Below are 19,416 nucleotides of genomic sequence, written 5' to 3' on the forward strand. Positions count from 1 at the left end.
CAGAATGGATTGGTGAAGTTTTTTTTTACTTTATAATGAACAAATTAACTCTACTTCTCTTATATATTGTATTTGCTTTTGCGAATGTTGCTGCTGCACAAACTAAGGTGAGTGGAGTTGTTTTGGACAAATCCAACCAGCCAATACCTTTTGCCAATGTAGTTTTTAAAGGTTCTAATATTGGAATCGTTTCTAATGAAGACGGCCGTTTTTATTTAGAATCGCCAAATACTTATACTGCACTTTTGGTTACTTCGGCAGGATTTTCAGACAAGGAAGTTCCTTTGGAAAAAGCGGTAAATTATAATTTTAAAATTGTTTTGTTCGAAGAACAAGTGCTTAACGAAGTTGTAATTTATACCGGAAAAACATCTAAGAAGAATAATCCAGCATTGGATATTTTGAGAAAAATATGGGAAAGAAAACGTAAAAACGGATTATACCTATTTAATCAATATCAAATGCAGAAGTACGAAAAAGTGGAATTTGACATGAACACTATTGATAGTGCATTTATGAAAAATAAGCTTTTTAAAGGAATGGAATTTATCTTTAATCATGTTGATACTTCAGATGTTACTGGAAAAACCTATTTGCCGATTTTCATAAACGAATCGGTTTATGATGTTTATGGAGACAACAAACTAAAGAAAGTAAAAGAAAACCTTACGGGAAATAAAATGTCTGGTTTTAACGGAAATCAGCAGATTTTATCTTTTGTAAAAGACCTTTATTCGGATTATAATATTTACGACAATCACCTGAAGTTTTTTGATAAAAGTTTTACAAGTCCGCTATCAAGAACCGGAATCGATGTTTACAATTATGTCTTAAAAGACAGTGCTTTTATCGATAAGAAATGGTGTTATAATATTGTTTTCTATCCGAGACGCAAAAACGAATTGACTTTTAAAGGAGATTTTTGGGTAAACGATACCACTTTTGCCATCAAAAAAATTAATATGGGCGTAACTAAAAGTGCCAATATTAACTGGGTAAAAGATATTTATATCGAGCAAGAATTTGAAGTAGAAAACGATTCTGTTTTCCTTTTGACTCGTGATTATATGATGTCTGATTTTGCTTTAAACAAAAAAGAAAAATCAAAAGGAGTTTATGGTAAAAGAACGACTTTATACCGCAATCATAAATTCAACATTCAAAAACCTGAGAAATTTTATAAAGAAGAAGTTAATTTTATAGACAATGCCGTTTACGAACGACCGCCTGAGTTCTGGGAGGAAAATCGTTTTGAAAAATTAAATAAAGACGAACAGGGAATTTATAAAATGCTTGACACACTGCAAACCGTCAAGCGATTTAAGCAGCTGTATAATCTTGTCTCCATTTTAGGAAGCGGTTACATCGAATTTAAAAACTTCGATTACGGACCAATTTTCTCCACTTTCGGATATAATGAAGTCGAAGGTATAAGATTAAGAGTGGGTGGAAGAACTTATTTTGGTCCAAATGACCCATGGCGTATTCAGGCTTATACAGCTTATGGATTTGACGATAATAAATTCAAATATGGTGTTTCTGGAAAATGGATGGTTGACAAGAAAAACCGTGTCATAATCTCTGGAGGAAATAGGCGTGATATCGAACAAATTGGTGCGAGTTTAACGACTACAAATGATGTTTTAGGACGAAGTTTTGCATCTTCTGCACTGTTTACAACAGGAAGTAATGGAAAATTGACCAATATTAATTTGAGCAACGTTTCTGTAGAAATGGAGCCTAAAAAGAACTTTATAGTTCAAGCAGGATTTTCGTATCGAACACTAGAATCTGCTTCAAAGACATTTAGTTTGGATTATTATACTACTTTACCAACTCCTGAAAATCCTGCAGGTGTTGTTGAGAGTATGGTAAAACAATCAGAAGCCAATATTCAGTTTGAGTTTATGCCCAACAGAAAAACGATTGGTTATGGTGTAGAAAGAAATTTAGTAGATAGTCCGTACAGTCATTTCTTTGTGAATTTCAGTTATGGATTAAAAGGTGTTTTTGACAGTGATTTTGCTTACGAAAAGATTCAAGTTTTCTACAGACAACCTATTATTATTGGGCCTTTAGGAAGAACAAATATCACGATTGAAACAGGAAAAACATTTGGTACAATTCCGTTAGGTTTAATGAGTGTAATTCCGGGTAACCAGACTTATTTTACGATTGAGAATACATTCAGTAACTTAAATTTCTACGAATTTGTTACGGATCAATATACAACCTTGCAGTGGAACCATGATTTTGGAGGTAGATTATTTGCTAGAATTCCATTCATGAGAAAACTAAATTGGAGAGAATATATCGGAATTAGAGCGGTTCATGGAACTATTTCTGATGCCAATCGCGCCATTAATGCTTCAGGATTGCCTTATAATGCTCCTGAAAAAGTATACTGGGAGTATAATGCAGGAATTGGAAATATCTTTAAAGTTTTCCGTCTTGATTTCTCTTGGAGAGGAAATTATCTAGATATGCCAGATGCACATAAATTTGCAATAAAAGGATCATTCGGGTTTTATTTTTAAAGAGGCAAAGGCTCAAAGTTACAAAGTCGCAAAGGTTTTAAATCTTTGCGATTTTTTTGTTTCTAGCTTTTGATAATCATTGAGATTCCAGATCAGATTTTGATCTGCTTAATCTGCAAAATCTGCGAGAGATAAAAAAACTTAGCGACTTGGCGACTTTGCGAGAACTAACTCCATTTTTCTTAAATTTGATTTACTTTCGAAAACTATAATCATGCAAGAAGCCATCGATTTTCTAACCAATAAAAACCCAATATTTCTAGAGATTATCGAGAAATACGGATTACCTCCAATTCCGAGACGCCCGCCTGGATTTGAAACTTTGGTTTTATTAATTCTCGAGCAGCAGGTTTCTATAGATTCGGCGAAAGCCACGTTCTTAAAAATTAAAGCTTTTACAACTTGTAATCCTGAAAATATGGTTCTTCTTTCTGACGAAGAATTTAGAAGCCTTGGAGTAAGCCGTCAGAAAACAAATTACATTAAGATTTTAGCAGAAGCAGTTTTAAACAAAGAGTTGGATATTGAAAGTTTAGCTTCAAAATCTGCAAAACAAGTTCGCGAAGAGCTTATTAAATTAAAAGGAATCGGAAATTGGACTATCGATATTTATTTGATGTTTTGTCTGGAAGAGCCTGATTTAATCCCATTAGGAGATATAGCTGTAATAAATACAATCAAGGAATTGCTGAATATTCATGACAAACAAGAAATGGAAATTCATGCAGAACAATGGAGCCCGTTTCGTTCTTATGCGACCTATTTGCTCTGGCATTATTACTTGAAAAAAAGAAATAGAATAATTAGCTATTAAATGCTTGTTTTTTAAACTCTAATGAAGATAATTTAACCTTGTTTTTTATTGTAAAACTAGATTCTTTAGTTATTTTTGCAACCGAAATTATAGAAACAATAAAAAACAAAAATGACCGCAGACAAATTAACGACTTTCGATGTATTGATCGAAATACCAAGAGGAAGCAGAAATAAATACGAGTACGATTTTGAAATTAAAAGAATGCGTTTCGACAGAATGTTATTCTCTTCTATGATGTACCCAGCTGATTACGGATTTATTCCAGAAACTTTAGCTTTAGATGGTGATCCTCTTGATGTATTAGTTTTGGTAAACGAGCCAACTTTTCCTGGATGTGTAATGGAGGTTAAGCCAATTGGTGTTTTCCACATGGCAGATGACAAAGGACCAGACGAGAAAATTATTTGTGTACCAGTTTCAGATCCAATCTGGAATTCATTAAATGACCTTTCTGATATCAACCCACACTTAGTAAAAGAAATCGAGCACTTTTTCCAAGTTTATAAAGATCTTGAAAACAAAAAAGTAGACGTAGAAGGATGGGGAGACGTAAAAGAAGCTTATGATATCATCGCTGAGTGTACAAAACGTTTTGATGACATTGAAAATAAACCGGCTGGATTATTTAGCATTAAATAATTTTAACCTTATTCTATTATAAAAAAAGCAATACTGCCGTCAGGAGTATTGCTTTTTTGTTTAAATTCGTTCAGTTAGATTGTTGACTATTAACCAAAACCAATAAAATATTATGAATGCATTTATGATTTACCTGCCTATTATAATGGCAGTTTTAGGTTTACTTTTCATGGGAATAAAAAGGACTTGGGTTTTAAAACAAGACGCTGGAGACGGTAAGATGAAAGAGATTTCAGATTATATCTACGAAGGAGCCTTAGCCTTCCTAAAAGCCGAATATAAACTATTAACCATCTTTGTGATTATTGCCAGTTTAGCTTTGGCAGGAATCACTTTTATTCCAGGAGTAAAAACACATTTATTAATCGTAATAGCATTTATTTTTGGTGCATTTTTCTCTGCTTTAGCAGGAAATATGGGAATGAAAATAGCAACTAAAACAAACGTTAGAACTACTCAAGCAGCTCGTACAAGTCTTCCGCAAGCATTAAAAGTTTCTTTTGGCGGAGGAACCGTAATGGGATTAGGTGTAGCAGGTTTAGCTGTTTTAGGATTAACATCATTTTTTATCATTTTCTTTCATTTGTTTTCTGGAGGAGTTTGGAAAGACACCAATACAATGACGGTTGTTTTAGAAACTCTTGCTGGATTTTCATTAGGAGCCGAATCTATCGCTTTATTTGCCAGAGTTGGTGGTGGAATCTATACAAAAGCAGCCGATGTTGGAGCCGATTTAGTGGGTAAAGTTGAGGCAGGAATTCCGGAAGATGATCCTCGTAATCCAGCAACAATTGCAGACAACGTAGGAGACAATGTTGGAGACGTTGCGGGTATGGGAGCCGATTTATTTGGATCTTATGTGGCAACTGTTTTAGCCGCAATGGTTCTTGGAAACTATGTGATAAAAGATATGGGAGGAAGTATTAATGATGCTTTCGGCGGAATTGGACCAATTTTGCTTCCAATGGCAATTGCTGGTTTCGGAATCTTTTTTTCGATTATCGGAACATTATTAGTAAAGATCTCAGATGATAATGCTAAAGAAGCGCAAGTGCAGAAAGCATTAAATATAGGAAACTGGGTTTCTATTGTTTTAACAGCTGTAGCTTGTTTCTTTTTAGTACAGCACATGCTTCCAGAAACGATGCAGATGACATTCTTTGGAGAAGGTTCCAAAGCGATTTCATCAATGCGTGTTTTCTATGCCACTTTAGTTGGATTGGTAGTTGGTGGAGCTATTTCATCAGTAACGGAATATTATACAGGATTAGGAACGAAACCAGTATTGGCCATTGTTCAAAAATCATCTACAGGAGCAGGAACAAACGTAATTGCAGGTTTGGCAACAGGAATGATTTCTACTTTCCCAACCGTATTATTGTTTGCCATCGCAATTTGGATTTCTTATGTTTTGGCAGGATTTTATGGAGTGGCGCTAGCAGCTTCAGCAATGATGGCTACAACAGCCATGCAATTGGCAATCGATGCTTTCGGACCAATTTCTGATAACGCTGGTGGAATCGCCGAAATGAGCGAATTGCCAAAAGAAGTTCGTACTAGAACAGATATTTTGGATTCAGTAGGAAATACAACAGCAGCAACAGGAAAAGGATTTGCAATTGCTTCTGCAGCCTTAACTTCATTGGCTTTATTTGCGGCCTATGTAACATTTACAGGAATTGACGGAATCAATATTTTTAAAGCGCCAGTTTTAGCGATGTTATTTGTCGGTGGAATGATTCCAGTGGTTTTCTCTGCTTTAGCAATGAATTCTGTTGGAAAAGCAGCAATGGATATGGTTTACGAAGTTCGTCGCCAGTTTAAAGAAATTGCTGGTATTATGGAAGGAACAGGAAAACCAGAATACGGAAAATGTGTTGAAATTTCTACAAAAGCCGCTTTACGCGAGATGATGCTTCCAGGAATTTTAACGATTGGTTTTCCGATTGCAATTGTTCTAATTGGAAAATTAGTTTACTCAGACAACAATCAATTAATTGCTGAAATGTTAGGTGGATATATGGCTGGAGTTACCGTTTCTGGAGTACTTTGGGCCGTTTTCCAAAACAATGCTGGAGGTGCTTGGGATAATGCTAAAAAATCTTTTGAGGCAGGAGTTATGATTAATGGCGAAATGACTTATAAAGGTTCTGATGCGCACAAAGCAGCGGTAACAGGCGACACAGTTGGAGATCCGTTTAAAGATACTTCTGGACCTTCAATGAATATTTTAATCAAATTAACTTGTTTGATTGGATTGGTAATTGCTCCAATTTTGGGTGAAGGCCATGCTCCGTCAGATATTGCTGGAAAAGCTTCTTGCTGTGCTAAAACTGAAATGCATGCAGGAATGTCTAAATGCGGCGATATGTCTGGAATGACAAAAGAAGAATGCATTAAAATGTGTAAAGAAAAAGGCTGTTCTGAAGAAGAAACAGCTAAATGTCTGGCTCATTTTGATGCAACTGGAAAATATGCTCATGCAGAAAGCCAATCTGTTCGTGTTGAGGTTAAAAATGTAGACGGAAAAGCTACTGGAACTGTTACTAAAACCGTAAATGGTAAAACAACAACCGAAGTTTTTGAAGGAACCGAAGAAGAAGTCTTAGCGAAAGTTGAAGCTGCGAAATAATAGCTTTGTTAAAGTTTAAAACTTTGACAAAGTTTCATGAAAACGAAAATGCCTCTAAATAATTTTAGAGGCATTTTTTATTTCGGGTAAATTCTTTGTTTTAAAACAATCCGTTCAATTCAGCATCAATTCTATTAATGATATCTCCTAAATCTTCTGGATTGTCAACGAAATTGATATTGTCAACATCAATAATTAAAAGTTTTCCTTTAGTATAAGTCTGGATCCAAGCTTCGTATCTTTCGTTCAAACGGCTTAAATAATCGATAGAAATAGAGTTTTCATATTCACGTCCGCGTTTGTGGATTTGCCCCACTAAATTTGGAATAGAACTTCTTAAATAAATCAATAAATCTGGAGCTTTTACCAAAGATTCCATTAATTCAAACAAAGACGTGTAATTTTCAAAGTCACGGCTTGTCATTAATCCCATCGCATATAAATTGGGTGCAAAAATATGCGCATCTTCATAAATCGTTCTGTCTTGGATGATTTTTTTACCGCTTTCGCGAATTTGCTGCACTTGACGGAAACGGCTGTTTAGGAAATAAATCTGAAGATTGAACGACCAGCGCTCCATCTGATGATAGAAATCATCCAGATACGGATTATCAACTACGTCTTCATAATGAGGTTCCCATTTGAAATGTTTCGCCAATAATTTGGTCAAAGTTGTTTTTCCTGCGCCTATGTTTCCTGCTATTGCTATGTGCATTACGGTGTTACGATTTTATAATTTGATATATCTGTAGCTGTAAAAATAGATAAAATTTGGTCTTTGTAATAAAAATTGTCAAAGGTTTTTTCTGAAATTTTAATCTCAGAAATTACTTCTGGATTTGGTTTATTGAAACCTTTAAAATACAATAAATTATCCTTACTGAAAAGATATTGAGAAGAATTAACAATGGCAATTTTATCAAAGTCGGCTATTTTTCCTAGCGAAGTAATTTTCCCAAAAATGTCACAAGAATACCAATTGTTTTTCTTGTCAACCCAAAAGAAAGTATTAAAATCGGTTTGATAATATTGAATTGGTTCCGTCAGCGGAATTGAGACGGTTTTGTATTCATTTTTTAAATAATCAAAAAGACTAATTTGCTGGTTTAAAGTATTGTAGATCCATAGTTGATTTTGAGTAGACATTCCGATCGCACTTACTACAATTGGAGTGGCATTCTGCGAAAAATTAATTTCGGTCATTTTATTTAATTGATTGTCCAATAAAACCACACTATTGAAATCTTCATAAAACAGAACAATTTTCAACGGATTTTGAAGATCAACTTTCGTAATTTTTCCTAAAGAAACATTCTTGTACTCGAAGATTTCTTTTCCTTTAGTTTTACTGAAAACATTATTGGTTATCTGATACGAATATCCAAAAGCATCATATCCTAAAAAAGCATCAGAAGTATTTTTGTATTGAGAAATTAAAGTTGGATTTATACTCAAATCCTGAGCAGAAAGCGCATGGAAAGTGCAGAAAAGAAATATGGAGGATAAAATTTTTTGCACAGTTTTACGCATTAGAAATTATTTTACAAGAGCACCAAATTACAAAAAACTCTTCTTTAAATTTCAATTTTAAGTCTTAAACCTTTTTTAATCTAATAGTCTAAAAAATAAGCGGTTCTATCTATACCTTAATGCCGTTTATATATTTAGTTTTTTGAATTTTAAAATAAATAATACATTTGAATGTAAGTTTTGTCGGATTTACTCACTTAAAGAAAATGAAATGAAAAAGATATTTTTTTATATTACTTTATTGCTTGTTTCTAGTCAAATTCAAGCTCAAAAAGATTTTCAGGGAATGGCTGTTTACGAGTCTAAAACCCAAGCGCCAAAATTTGAAGGAATGCGTGGCAATAGAGATATTACTCCAGAAATGCAGAAAAATATGGAAGAGCGTATGAAAAAAATGCTCGAAAAAACATTCATTTTAAACTTCGATAAAGTAGCATCAATTTATAAAGAAGAAGAAAAGCTAGAAGCGCCTGGCCAACAGCAGGGAGGTTTTCGAGTTATGTTTGGCTCGCTTACTGGCGGTGGCGGTACTTTTTATAAAGATGTAAAGGCAAAAACGTATACAGTCGATAAAGAATTTATGGGCAAGGAATTTCTTGTTGTAGATTCTCTTCCAAAATTAGAATGGAAATTAGAACAAGAAACCAAGCAAATTGGTGGTTACAATTGCTTCAAAGCGACAGCAGTAAAACAGGCTAGCAAAACTGATTTCAGAAACTTTAGACCTAAAAACAACGATGATAAAAAGGATGAAGTAAAAAAGACTTCGGGCGAGACAAAGACCAATTTTGCAGACAATTTTGAAATTCCAAAAGAAATTGTCGTGACAGCTTGGTATACGCCAGAAATTCCGATCAATCAAGGACCAGAAAATTATTGGGGACTTCCGGGATTAATCCTAGAAATCAACGATGGGACAACGACTATTTTATGTTCGAAAATTGTTTTGAATGCCAAAGATAAGGTAGAAATAAAACCTTCTAAAAAAGGAAAAGTAGTTTCTCAGAAAGAATATGACGAAACGGTAATTAAAAAGATGGAAGAATTTAGAGAGATGAATCGCGGTCGTGCTGGCGGACCTCCTCCTATGGGAAGATAATATCTTTAAAATTCCAATTTTCAAAATCCAAAATCCAAATTGCTTCGCCTGTTCGCTATCGCTCGGGCCCAAACTTTCAATATTCTTATAATGAATAAGACACTTTTTGTATTTGCCTTACTTTTTACTTCTATATGCTTTTCTCAAAGTGTTCGCTTTGATGGCTTTATTCAGGATGAACAGAAAAATCCTTTAGAAATGGCCAATATTATGGCTATTAATAATGGTACAAAAGCAATGGATTCTTATGGGATTACCAATGATAAAGGGAAGTTTCAGCTGACTTTGAAACCCAATACAGCTTATACCATTAAAATAAGTTATTTGGGAATGAAGTCTAAAGAAATTGCAGTATCGACTAAGTCTGAAAATATGACTCAGAATATTGTTTTGGATGGTGCAGGAATCGAGTTGGAAGGCGTAGAAATTGTTCGAGAAATGCCTGTTTCTATAAAAGGTGACACAATTGTTTACAATGCTGATTCTTTTAAATCTGGAACAGAAAAAAAGCTTGAAGATGTCTTAAAGAAACTTCCAGGAGTTGAGGTAAATGCCGATGGAGAAATTGAAGTTGAAGGAAAAAAAGTCAGCAAATTGATGGTTGAGGGAAAAGATTTTTTTGACGGAGATACCAAATTAGGCGTCAAAAATATTCCGGCCGATGCAATTGATAAAGTTCAGGTTTTAAGAAATTATAACGAAATAAGCCAATTAAAAGGTTTAGAAAACGATCAAGAAAATGTGGCGATGAACATTAAGTTGAAAGAAGGAAAAAAGAACTTTTGGTTTGGAGATGTGACCGCAGGAATTGGTGTTGCAGAATTGGATAGTCGATATATCATTAATCCAAAACTGTTCTATTACAGTCCGAAATACAGTATTAATTTAATTACTAATTTTAATAATATTGGCGAATTGCCTCTTACAGCTCAGGATTACTTTAAGTTTACAGGAGGATTCAAAAATATGATGAAAAAAGGCGGAAGCAGTTTTAATGTTTCTTCAAATGATTTAGGAATTTCGTTATTGCGTAATAATCGTGCAAAAGAAATTGAAACAAAATTTGGCGCAACAAACTTTGCTTATTCAGTCAACAAAGCTTGGAATATTAGCGGTTTCGGAATTCTTTCAACTTCAAAAACCGATTTAGAAACCAAATCGCAAACAACAATTTTAGATTCTGGTGATCAACAGAAAAGTAACGAAAATACCAGCCAAAAAAATAATTTGGGACTTTTTAAATTAAGCTCAACCTATAAGCCAAGCGACAAATTTCAGTTTGATTATGATATTTTAACCAAACTTACTAAACAAGAAGAATACTCAGATTTGTTTAGAGAACAGATTGTTCAAAACGCTGCGACTTCAGAAGATATTTTTACAACAAAAAAACAAGATCCTACTTCGATTAATCAGAATTTGAGTTTGTATTATACGCAAAGCACTAAAAATATCTTTGCTTTTGAAATGCAGCATTTATATCAGGACGAAAATCCTTTTTATAATGCTAACCTGCAAACACTTCCTTTTGATTTATCAGGATATATTTCGGGACAAAACAGAAATGATTATAATCAAGACCGATTTGTGAAAACCAATAAATTGGATGCAAAACTGGATTATTATTATATGGTGACACCAAAAAGTAATTTCAATATTACTTTAGGAAATACGTATTCATATCAGAACTTTAATTCTCACATTTTCCAAATGTTAGATAATGGAACGAGAAACGATTTGAATAATGCTCAAAATAATAATGATGTAGATTATCGTTTTAATGATGCTTTTGTGGGCTTTCATTATAAAATCCTCACAGGAAAATTTACATTTACGCCAGGAGTAAGCTTTCATACGTATCAAATGACAAACGGACAATTAGGAACCGATTATTCCCAGGATTTCACGAAAGTGCTTCCAGATTTTTTTGCTTTGTATCAAATCAAGAAATCAGAAACATTAACGTATAATTTTTCTCTAACAAACGATTTTACAGACATTAATCAGTTGGCTGCGGGTTATGTTTTGTCTAATTATAGCAGTTTGTTTCGCGGAAATCGTTTCTTAGAAAATGCGACTTCACAAGTGCATTCGCTTCGTTATTTCAAGTATAACATGTTCAATTTTGAGAACATTTTTGCCAATGCAACTTACACCAGAAAAGTAGATGCTATTAAAACAAAAGCCAATTTTGACGGAATTAACCAATCTTCAGTTCCTTATAATTCCAATTTGGCCGATGAGACTTTTAGCGGAATGGGAAATTATGGGCGTTCGTTTTTAAAGAATTATAAAGCTTCTGCAAATGCTAGTTTTAATTGGTCGAAATTCAATAATATTCAGAACAATCAATTGTCGACAACAGAAAGTTTCAGCCAAAGCTACACCGTTCGAGCTTCAACAAATTATAAAAATCTTCCAAATATTGAATTCGGCTACAATCTTTTGGTGAATAAATACAGTGGTTCAACCTTTTACACTGATAAACCATTTGCAAGATTAGATTATTACTTCTTGGATAGTTTTTCTTTTGTTTCAGAATATGAATTTTACCATTATTATAATGGCGATAAAACAGTTGATAATGAATATGATTTTTTAAGCGCTAGTTTAATTTATCAAAAAAAGAACAGCAAATGGGAATATAAAATCTCGGCAACCAATTTGTTGAACACAAAATATCTTAACGATGACAGCTTCTCACAATTCTCTACAAGAGTTTCGCAATACACTGTGCAGCCGCGTTATATCATATTTTCAATGAAATATAATTTGTAGTATTTTAACTGCAAATATTATGATTTTTTGTGATTTGTTTAAAGAAGAATCAGATATCTTTGCGCTATATTATTAACAACAAAACATGTAGTTATGCGCAATTTTATTTGGAGTTTATCACTCCTATTTGCCGGAATTTCTATCTCTTTCGCCCAAACAAATGGAATAGAAAAAGGAACTTATTTATCTACAAATAAAGGAGGAAAAATCAAATTAAATTTATTGGATGATAATAAGTATGAATTGGTTTTTTATTCGGGAGGATATGAAATTAAAGGAGATTCTTTAGTTTTCTTGAAAAGTAAAAATACCATAGATAATAGATTTGATCTTTCTTTTGCTAAAGATAAAAAAGCAAAAAAAATTAAGATTAAGTTTTTGAATCCGTCTTATTATTCTTTTTACATAGGAACTCAAAAAGGAACAGAATCTGTTCAATACCAGAGACTTTTAGATATAAAAACGAAAGTAGATCCTGAATATATCAAAACAGATTTGGATTTTGAAATAGAAAAAACGGATTTCCTTTATTTGGTTTATGAGGATTATAATGGGAAAAGTGATGTTAATAAATATGCATTGCCAAAAGATGTTTCAGAGATAACAATCAATTATGATTTGGCAGTTCTCAGCGATTTAAATCTTGTTGGATCTTTTGATAAGAATACAAAAGAATTAAAAATTTCTGATCAAGCAGGAAAAGATCCTTTAGTGTTTGTGAACGAAAAAGATGAGAAGCCTGCTAAGGCTCCGACAGTGACTCCTATAGAAACACAGTCTGTTGCAAACTGGACTTATCCAGGGAAAGATCCTGATTACGGTTCTTATGGAAGTGCTGTAGTAGATAGCATATATAATAGTCTGCCAGTTGATACTACTGCGGTACCTGCAGCAGCTTATCCTATTGATCCTCCAGCTTCTTATACCAAATACGATTTTAAACTAAAAATAGAAGACAATCTAAAAAAGGCAATAGAATCTACCAAAACAGCCAGCAACAAATTTTTGGTAGTTGTGGTTGACAGCAAGAATAAATCGGCTAAGGAAGGTTTTGATGCTTTTGTAAAAGAACAAGAAACTCAAACGGGATATAATATGTATGATTCGTATAATGCATTATACGATACCTACAATTATTATTTGGCTGGAGCCGATGATAAAAAATGGCTGAAAAACAATAAAATAACCAATGATCCGAGCGTATTGGTTTTAAACGGTAACGGTGATGTACTTGCTGTTGCAAAATCAGATTTAACAGCGCAACAATATCAGTTTAGCTATTATGGCGATTTGTATAGAAAACTTCAAAAAGCAAATGCTTTCCTTTCTATAGATAAAGTTTTAACGAACAAAAAAGCCTCAGATGCAGATTTAATTAATGCTTTTAATAAAGCGGCTTTATTAGAAACGTCTTATGATTATGATTCAGATTATTCAGTAAGCGATCCTAATTCTACTGATTTTGTAATTAAAAAAACGGCTTTAGACCAAAAAGAAGTAGCTCAAACATGGAAAAAAATGATTGAAGCGCACCAAAAAGATAAAGCTGTAAACATGTATTTGGCTGAGACTATTATAAAAGAAATCAAAAATCAAGGATTTACAAAACAGCTTTTTAATCAAGACAGAATTCTTAATGATACCGATTTTCTAGCAATAGATTATTTGCTAAAACATTCTGATGATATTGAGAATAATAAAGTTGCTTTCAATAATAGTGCGCCAGAAGTTCATAATATAGGAAGTGCTGTTTCTGAAATTTCTAATGCCTTACAGCAAAATCTGTACGCTTCTCAAGATGGACTTACAGGGGAAATGAATAAAGAAAAAATCAATTCTGTTTACAAAAAGATCATCGCATCTGGAAAAGGAAATTTTGATGCTTACAGAAATTATTTTTATTATTTAAGCCAGCTTGAAGATCAGGATGGTTCTAATACTGGATATTTGAAAGAATTCAGTGCGTATTTTGATAATACATTAGCTGGGCCAAGTCCAATAGAAAAATTAGACGCCATTTTTGGAGGTTTAGATTCTAGCTCAAGTTATTCTTATGATGGATGGAGTTCGTTTAAACTTTACCACTCAGATATTTGCAATAACGCGGCATGGGCAGTTGTATTAAAACCACAGAACTCAAACTTTATTAAACAGGCTATTAAATGGTCTGAATATAGTTTAGTAATATCTAAAAACAATCCGTATTATTTAGATACTTTAGCGCAATTGTATTATAAAGACGGACAGACACAAAAAGCTATCGAAACACAGGTTTTAGCAGTAAAATTTATTACTAGTGACGTTGATGAAGAAACTGCAAATCAAATGAAGGAAGTTCTAACTAAAATGAGTAACGGAACATATTAATAAAGAATTATCAGTATAAAATAAAAGCCGATTTCTAGAATTAGAAATCGGCTTTTTATGTTTAGCTAATCTAGATGTCTAATAATCTAAGTTAGTCTATAAGTCTGAATTACAATCCAAAAGCAGCTTTTACTTGGTCAACAAAATCAAGTTTTTCCCATGTAAACAACTCAACAGTAACTGTTTTTTCATTTCCGCCTGGAGCAGAGAAAGTTTTAGTAACAGTTTCTGGTTTACGTCCCATGTGTCCGTAAGCAGCAGTTTCGCTATAGATTGGGTTTCTTAATTTTAATCTTTGCTCGATAAAGTAAGGACGCATATCAAAAATAGCTTCTACTTTTTTAGCGATTTCACCGTTAGTTAAGTTTACTTTAGAAGTTCCATAAGTTTCAATGAAAATTCCCATTGGCTCAGCAACACCAATTGCGTAAGAAACCTGAACTAAGATTTCGTCAGCAACACCAGCAGCAACTAAGTTTTTAGCGATATGACGAGTTGCATAAGCAGCACTTCTATCTACTTTACTTGGATCTTTTCCAGAGAATGCACCACCACCGTGAGCACCTTTTCCACCGTAAGTATCAACAATGATTTTTCTTCCTGTTAAACCAGTATCTCCGTGAGGTCCTCCAATAACGAATTTTCCTGTTGGGTTAATATGGTAGTTGATTTTATCGTTAAATAAATGAGCGTGCTCTGGGTTTTTAGCGATAATTCTTGGAATCAAGATTTCGATAATATCTTTTTTGATTTTAGCCAACATTGCAGCTTCTTCATCAAAATCATCGTGTTGAGTTGAGATAACAATCGCATCAATACGAGTTGGTTTGTTATCGTCGCTGTATTCTAAAGTTACTTGAGATTTAGCATCTGGACGTAAATACGTGATTTCTTTGTTTTCGCGTCTTAAAATTGCTAACTCTTGTAATAATTTATGAGATAAATCAAGTGCCAATGGCATGAAGTTTTCAGTTTCGTTTGTAGCGTAACCAAACATCATTCCTTGATCTCCAGCACCTTGTTCTTCTGGCTTAGCTCTGTCAACACCTTGGTTAATATCTGCAGACTGCTCGTGAATAGCTGAAAGAATTCCACAAGAATTCGCTTCAAACATATATTCACTTTTAGTATATCCAATTTTACGGATTACTTCACGTGCAATTTGCTGAACATCAAGATAAGTATTCGATTTTACTTCACCTGCTAAAATTACCTGACCAGTTGTAACTAATGTTTCACAAGCTACTTTTGAGTCAGCGTCAAATGCCAAAAAGTTGTCAATTAATGCATCCGAAATTTGATCTGCAACTTTGTCTGGATGCCCTTCACTAACAGATTCTGACGTAAATAAATAAGCCATAATAATGTAATAAAAATGTATTAATTTTAAATTTAAGCGAGGAAATAATTGCTAAAAAGGGCTAAAGGAGGGTTCCTGCTTTAGCATTTTTTACTGCTGAAATGAATCTTTCAGCATTCATAACGAAACCATTTCATTATGAAGAGGTTGCAATCAGTTCAAATTTTTCCTCTATTTCGGGTGCAAAGGTATGAAACCATTTTGATTTGCAAATTAAAGTTCAACTTTTTTTATTTTTTCTAGCAGAAATTTAACAATAACATACTATTTTGATAGGGTAATAGAAAATATTTGGTTTTTTGTTTGGTCGATTAAAAAATAGTTCGCAACTTTGCCCCGTTAAAACAAAAGAAACAAATGAAATTTACAGTTTGCAATATGATGTCTTGTAAGATGCCGGAGTTCTCCGCAGAGACACTATTGTAAATATTTTTCAAAATATATAAATAGAACCTCTGCCGAACCGCAGAGGTTTTTTTATTCAAAAAATAAAAGCTGTAAGATTTTTTTTAAGCCAAAAACACTAATTAATCAGTAAAGAAGAAATGAAGAAAAATGTACTAATCGTTTTAGGTCTTGTGACATTTTCAGGACTTTATGCTCAAGACAATAAAAAAGAGCAAGATAGTTTAAAAAACAACGAACTGTCTGAAGTTACTATTATTGGATCAAGAAGTAAAAACAGAGTTAAAACAGATGTACCAGTTCCGGTTGATGTTTTTAACGTATCAGAAATAACAAAAGGAGCACCGCAAACCAGCGTAACGCAGATTTTAAATTATGTTGCTCCATCATTTACGAGTAACCCAACATCTACAGCAGATGCAACAGACCACGTTGATCCTGCCCAATTAAGAGGATTAGGACCAGATCAGGTTTTAATTTTAGTAAACGGAAAAAGAAGACATACCAGTGCTTTGGTAAACATAAACGGATCGCCGGGAAGGGGATCTGTGGGAACAGATTTAAATGCCATTCCGTCTTTTGCTATAGAAAGAATTGAAGTTTTAAGAGATGGAGCTGCCGCGCAATATGGTTCTGATGCAATTGCCGGAGTTATTAATATTGTTCTAAAGAAAAATACTAATTATTTGACAGGAGGAATTCAATACGGAGCCAATCTATCTTCTGGATCAAATAATTTTGAAGGAGGAGCAGACGGACAAACCGCCCAAATCGATTTAAACTACGGAACTTCATTAGGCAAACCAGGAAGTTTCTTAAATGTTACGGGAACTGCAGTAACAAGACAAGCAACAAGTAGAGCAGGAATTAGAAGCAACCCAATTTTTAATGCTTACAATGCGGTTGAAAATAGAGCTGCGCAAGATGGAGTAGAAATCAACTCTTTGTTTAGCAACATTAATACAACTACAAATTCAGCTCAGATTTTATCATCACTAAAACAATATGCACCGCAAGTAAGTTATTTTACAACGGCACAGCAAAACGCTATTGCATCAGCATCGACAATTGCACAGATGCAGACGGCTTTAAATTTTGATGTGACGAATAATGAACTGGCTTATAGAGGTCAGCAGAGAAGTGATTATAATATGAGTGTTGGGCAGTCAGAATTGGCAACAGGACAATTGTATTTTAATGCTAAATATCCTTTGAGCGAAATCACTTCATTATATTCTTTTGGAGGTGTTTCTTATAGAGGCGGTAAATCATATGCATTTAACAGACTGCCAAACGGTTCTGGGACTTTCACGCAAGTGTATGAAAATGGATTCTTGCCAGAAATTGAATCAAAAATTTTAGATGCTTCTGCGGCTGTTGGGGTTAACACGCAATTATTTGGATTTGATACCGATTTAAGCACCAATTTAGGAACAAACTCTTTTAATTATGATGTAAATAATACGATCAATGCAACTTTAGGAACAAACTCTCCGTTTAGTTTTGATGCTGGAAAAGTTTCGTTTTTACAAAGCACAACCAATTTGGATTTTAGTAAAAAACTAGATGTTCTTTCTGGACTGAACGTTGCTTTTGGAGGTGAATTCAGATACGAAAATTACCAAATTAAAGCAGGAGAAGAAGCTTCTTACGGATTATATGATGTAAACGGAAATTTAGTTTCAGGAATTCTGCCAAGCAATTCACCATTAATTGTAACAGACTTCTTCGGAAACAAACGTGGAGCAGGGGCGCAAGGATTTTCAGGATTCCAGCCTTCAGATGCTAAAGAAAAAGACAGACAAAGTGGTGCGGCTTATGTTGATTTAGAATTGAATGCCACTGAAAAATGGCTTATAAATGGAGCAGCGCGTTATGAAAACTATTCAGATTTTGGAAACACGGTTACGTTTAAATTGGCTTCTCTTTTAAAATTAAATGAAAATATCAATTGGAGAATTTCTGGACAAACAGGTTTTAGAGCGCCTTCTTTACAGCAAAGATATTTTGAGTCTAGTTCAACACAGTTTATAAACGGTGCTCCATACCAAGTTGGTTATTTTACCAATGATTCGCAAGCAGCAAAAAGCATTGGAATTGAAAGTTTAAAGCCAGAAAAATCAAAAAGCATCAGTACAGGATTTACATTCAAAATTCCTGAAGCTAACATAACCATTGCAACTGATGCTTATTTTACAAGAATTAACGATAGAATTGTGTTGTCTGGACAATATTCAAGACCAACAGATGCACAGATAGCGGCGGCAACTTCTTCAGAACAAGCTGAGGCATTGACTTTATTTCAGCAGGCATTTGATTTGAAAGGTGTAGAAAGAGCTTCGTTTTGGACAAACGGAATCGATTCTGAAACAAAAGGAATTGATTTGGTAATTTCTCAGAAATATGATGTAATTCAGGATTTCACAATTAGAAACGATTTTGCATTAAGTTTCAACGAAACCAAAAGAGTAGGAGATTTGCATATTCCGCAATCTATAGTCAATGCAGGAGGAGAACCTTACATTTATTCTTTCTTTCCAGAATCAAGCCGAGTATATTTAGAAGAAGCGATTCCGAAATTGAAAGCCAATTTGATGACGACTTTCAATATTAAAAAACTGGATATTTATTTAAGAAACAGCTATTTTGGAAAAGTTACCGATCCAGGAGCAACAGATGTTAATCTAGATGGATTTTCTTCTGTATATGAACATCCAGAATATAGCGCAAAATTGGTTACCGATTTATCTTTAGGATATCAGATCAACGAGCATTTGAGAGCTACAATTGGAGTTAATAATATAGGAGATGTTTATCCAGACAGAAATAATCCTGCAACTCCAGCTTTTACAAATACAACTCCAACTTTGTCACCAGCGCCAAGTACAGATTTGACAAATGCGAATCAGTTTGCTTATTCAAGAGCAGTTTCTCAATTTGGATTAAACGGAAGATTTGGTTTTGCGCGTTTAAGCTTTAAATTTTAATTAAAATAATTTCTTTCAAGTCTTTTAAATAAAGGCTTGAAAGAGATTTTAAAAAAAAATAATATAAAACTTCCATTTTAATTTGGTCGTTAAAAAAATACTTATTACATTTACTCTATCGAATTAGTCGAGTTTAAAAAAAATAGTCAAATTCAATTTTTAAATAAAATGAAAACAATAGCAAAAAGAAATATGATGTGTTGTGAGATGATGCAAATGTGCATCCCAATTTGCTGTTGCCAAAAGTGAAAGAGACAATCTTTGT

Annotated in this window: 11 protein-coding genes; 8 read left to right on the plus strand and 3 right to left on the minus strand. The window is 33.6% G+C overall.

What is annotated here, in order from left to right; all coding sequences use genetic code 11:
* Nucleotides 1-35: 35 nt before the first annotated feature.
* The 4 genes from NU08_RS05180 to NU08_RS05195 all read left to right on the plus strand — a co-directional run bounded on the left by NU08_RS05180 (nucleotide 36) and on the right by NU08_RS05195 (nucleotide 6,625).
* Nucleotides 36-2,537 carry a DUF5686 and carboxypeptidase-like regulatory domain-containing protein gene (locus NU08_RS05180; protein WP_129746155.1) on the plus strand — a complete coding sequence of 834 codons (2,502 nt, stop codon included), beginning with the start codon at nucleotides 36-38 and terminating at the stop codon, nucleotides 2,535-2,537.
* Nucleotides 2,538-2,751: 214 nt separating this feature from the next.
* Nucleotides 2,752-3,351 (plus strand): DNA-3-methyladenine glycosylase family protein, encoded by a 600-nt coding sequence (locus tag NU08_RS05185; protein WP_129746156.1) that lies wholly within the window; start codon nucleotides 2,752-2,754, stop codon nucleotides 3,349-3,351.
* Nucleotides 3,352-3,462: 111 nt separating this feature from the next.
* The gene (locus NU08_RS05190) at nucleotides 3,463-3,993 is read left to right on the plus strand and encodes an inorganic diphosphatase (RefSeq protein WP_111288276.1); all 531 of its coding nucleotides are present in this window, start codon (nucleotides 3,463-3,465) and stop codon (nucleotides 3,991-3,993) included.
* Nucleotides 3,994-4,105: 112 nt separating this feature from the next.
* Nucleotides 4,106-6,625 carry a sodium-translocating pyrophosphatase gene (locus NU08_RS05195; protein ID WP_129746157.1) on the plus strand — a complete coding sequence of 840 codons (2,520 nt, stop codon included), beginning with the start codon at nucleotides 4,106-4,108 and terminating at the stop codon, nucleotides 6,623-6,625.
* Nucleotides 6,626-6,725: 100 nt separating this feature from the next.
* On the opposite strand, the gene NU08_RS05200 is transcribed toward NU08_RS05195, so the two are convergent.
* Together NU08_RS05200 and NU08_RS05205 are read right to left on the minus strand one after the other, a co-directional pair.
* Entirely contained in the window at nucleotides 6,726-7,340 is a 615-nt protein-coding gene (locus NU08_RS05200) for a deoxynucleoside kinase (protein ID WP_129746158.1), read from the minus strand.
* Nucleotides 7,340-8,155 (minus strand): hypothetical protein, encoded by an 816-nt coding sequence (locus tag NU08_RS05205; protein ID WP_129746159.1) that lies wholly within the window; start codon nucleotides 8,153-8,155, stop codon nucleotides 7,340-7,342. Before NU08_RS05205 ends, NU08_RS05200 begins: the two co-directional genes overlap by 1 nt.
* Before the next feature lie 211 nt (nucleotides 8,156-8,366).
* Between NU08_RS05205 and NU08_RS05210 the strand changes: the two genes are divergently transcribed.
* The 3 genes from NU08_RS05210 to NU08_RS05220 all read left to right on the plus strand — a co-directional run bounded on the left by NU08_RS05210 (nucleotide 8,367) and on the right by NU08_RS05220 (nucleotide 14,399).
* Complete coding sequence (locus NU08_RS05210; protein WP_129746160.1) at nucleotides 8,367-9,254, plus strand: GLPGLI family protein; 888 nt, start codon at nucleotides 8,367-8,369, stop codon at nucleotides 9,252-9,254.
* A gap of 90 nt (nucleotides 9,255-9,344) precedes the next feature.
* Nucleotides 9,345-12,032 carry a carboxypeptidase-like regulatory domain-containing protein gene (locus tag NU08_RS05215; RefSeq protein WP_129746161.1) on the plus strand — a complete coding sequence of 896 codons (2,688 nt, stop codon included), beginning with the start codon at nucleotides 9,345-9,347 and terminating at the stop codon, nucleotides 12,030-12,032.
* Between the two features lie 93 nt (nucleotides 12,033-12,125).
* Complete coding sequence (locus tag NU08_RS05220; RefSeq protein WP_129746162.1) at nucleotides 12,126-14,399, plus strand: hypothetical protein; 2,274 nt, start codon at nucleotides 12,126-12,128, stop codon at nucleotides 14,397-14,399.
* A gap of 109 nt (nucleotides 14,400-14,508) precedes the next feature.
* On the opposite strand, the gene metK is transcribed toward NU08_RS05220, so the two are convergent.
* Nucleotides 14,509-15,759 carry a methionine adenosyltransferase gene (metK, locus tag NU08_RS05225; protein ID WP_057117586.1) on the minus strand — a complete coding sequence of 417 codons (1,251 nt, stop codon included), beginning with the start codon at nucleotides 15,757-15,759 and terminating at the stop codon, nucleotides 14,509-14,511.
* Nucleotides 15,760-16,304: 545 nt separating this feature from the next.
* Here metK and NU08_RS05230 point away from each other — a divergent pair.
* A complete protein-coding gene (locus NU08_RS05230) occupies nucleotides 16,305-19,151 on the plus strand; it encodes a TonB-dependent receptor plug domain-containing protein (protein WP_129746163.1) in 2,847 nt (948 codons plus the stop codon).
* Nucleotides 19,152-19,416 lie beyond the last annotated feature (265 nt).

It is taken from the genome of Flavobacterium anhuiense (genome assembly GCF_004151235.1).
Lineage (GTDB): Bacteria > Bacteroidota > Bacteroidia > Flavobacteriales > Flavobacteriaceae > Flavobacterium > Flavobacterium anhuiense_A.

Coding starts and splice junctions, on each gene's coding strand:
- NU08_RS05180 (WP_129746155.1), top strand. CDS start 36: ATGAACAAATTAACTCTACTTCTCTTATATATTGTATTTGCTTTTGCG.
- NU08_RS05185 (WP_129746156.1), top strand. CDS start 2,752: ATGCAAGAAGCCATCGATTTTCTAACCAATAAAAACCCAATATTTCTA.
- NU08_RS05190 (WP_111288276.1), top strand. CDS start 3,463: ATGACCGCAGACAAATTAACGACTTTCGATGTATTGATCGAAATACCA.
- NU08_RS05195 (WP_129746157.1), top strand. CDS start 4,106: ATGAATGCATTTATGATTTACCTGCCTATTATAATGGCAGTTTTAGGT.
- NU08_RS05200 (WP_129746158.1), bottom strand. CDS start 7,340: ATGCACATAGCAATAGCAGGAAACATAGGCGCAGGAAAAACAACTTTG.
- NU08_RS05205 (WP_129746159.1), bottom strand. CDS start 8,155: ATGCGTAAAACTGTGCAAAAAATTTTATCCTCCATATTTCTTTTCTGC.
- NU08_RS05210 (WP_129746160.1), top strand. CDS start 8,367: ATGAAAAAGATATTTTTTTATATTACTTTATTGCTTGTTTCTAGTCAA.
- NU08_RS05215 (WP_129746161.1), top strand. CDS start 9,345: ATGAATAAGACACTTTTTGTATTTGCCTTACTTTTTACTTCTATATGC.
- NU08_RS05220 (WP_129746162.1), top strand. CDS start 12,126: ATGCGCAATTTTATTTGGAGTTTATCACTCCTATTTGCCGGAATTTCT.
- metK (WP_057117586.1), bottom strand. CDS start 15,759: ATGGCTTATTTATTTACGTCAGAATCTGTTAGTGAAGGGCATCCAGAC.
- NU08_RS05230 (WP_129746163.1), top strand. CDS start 16,305: ATGAAGAAAAATGTACTAATCGTTTTAGGTCTTGTGACATTTTCAGGA.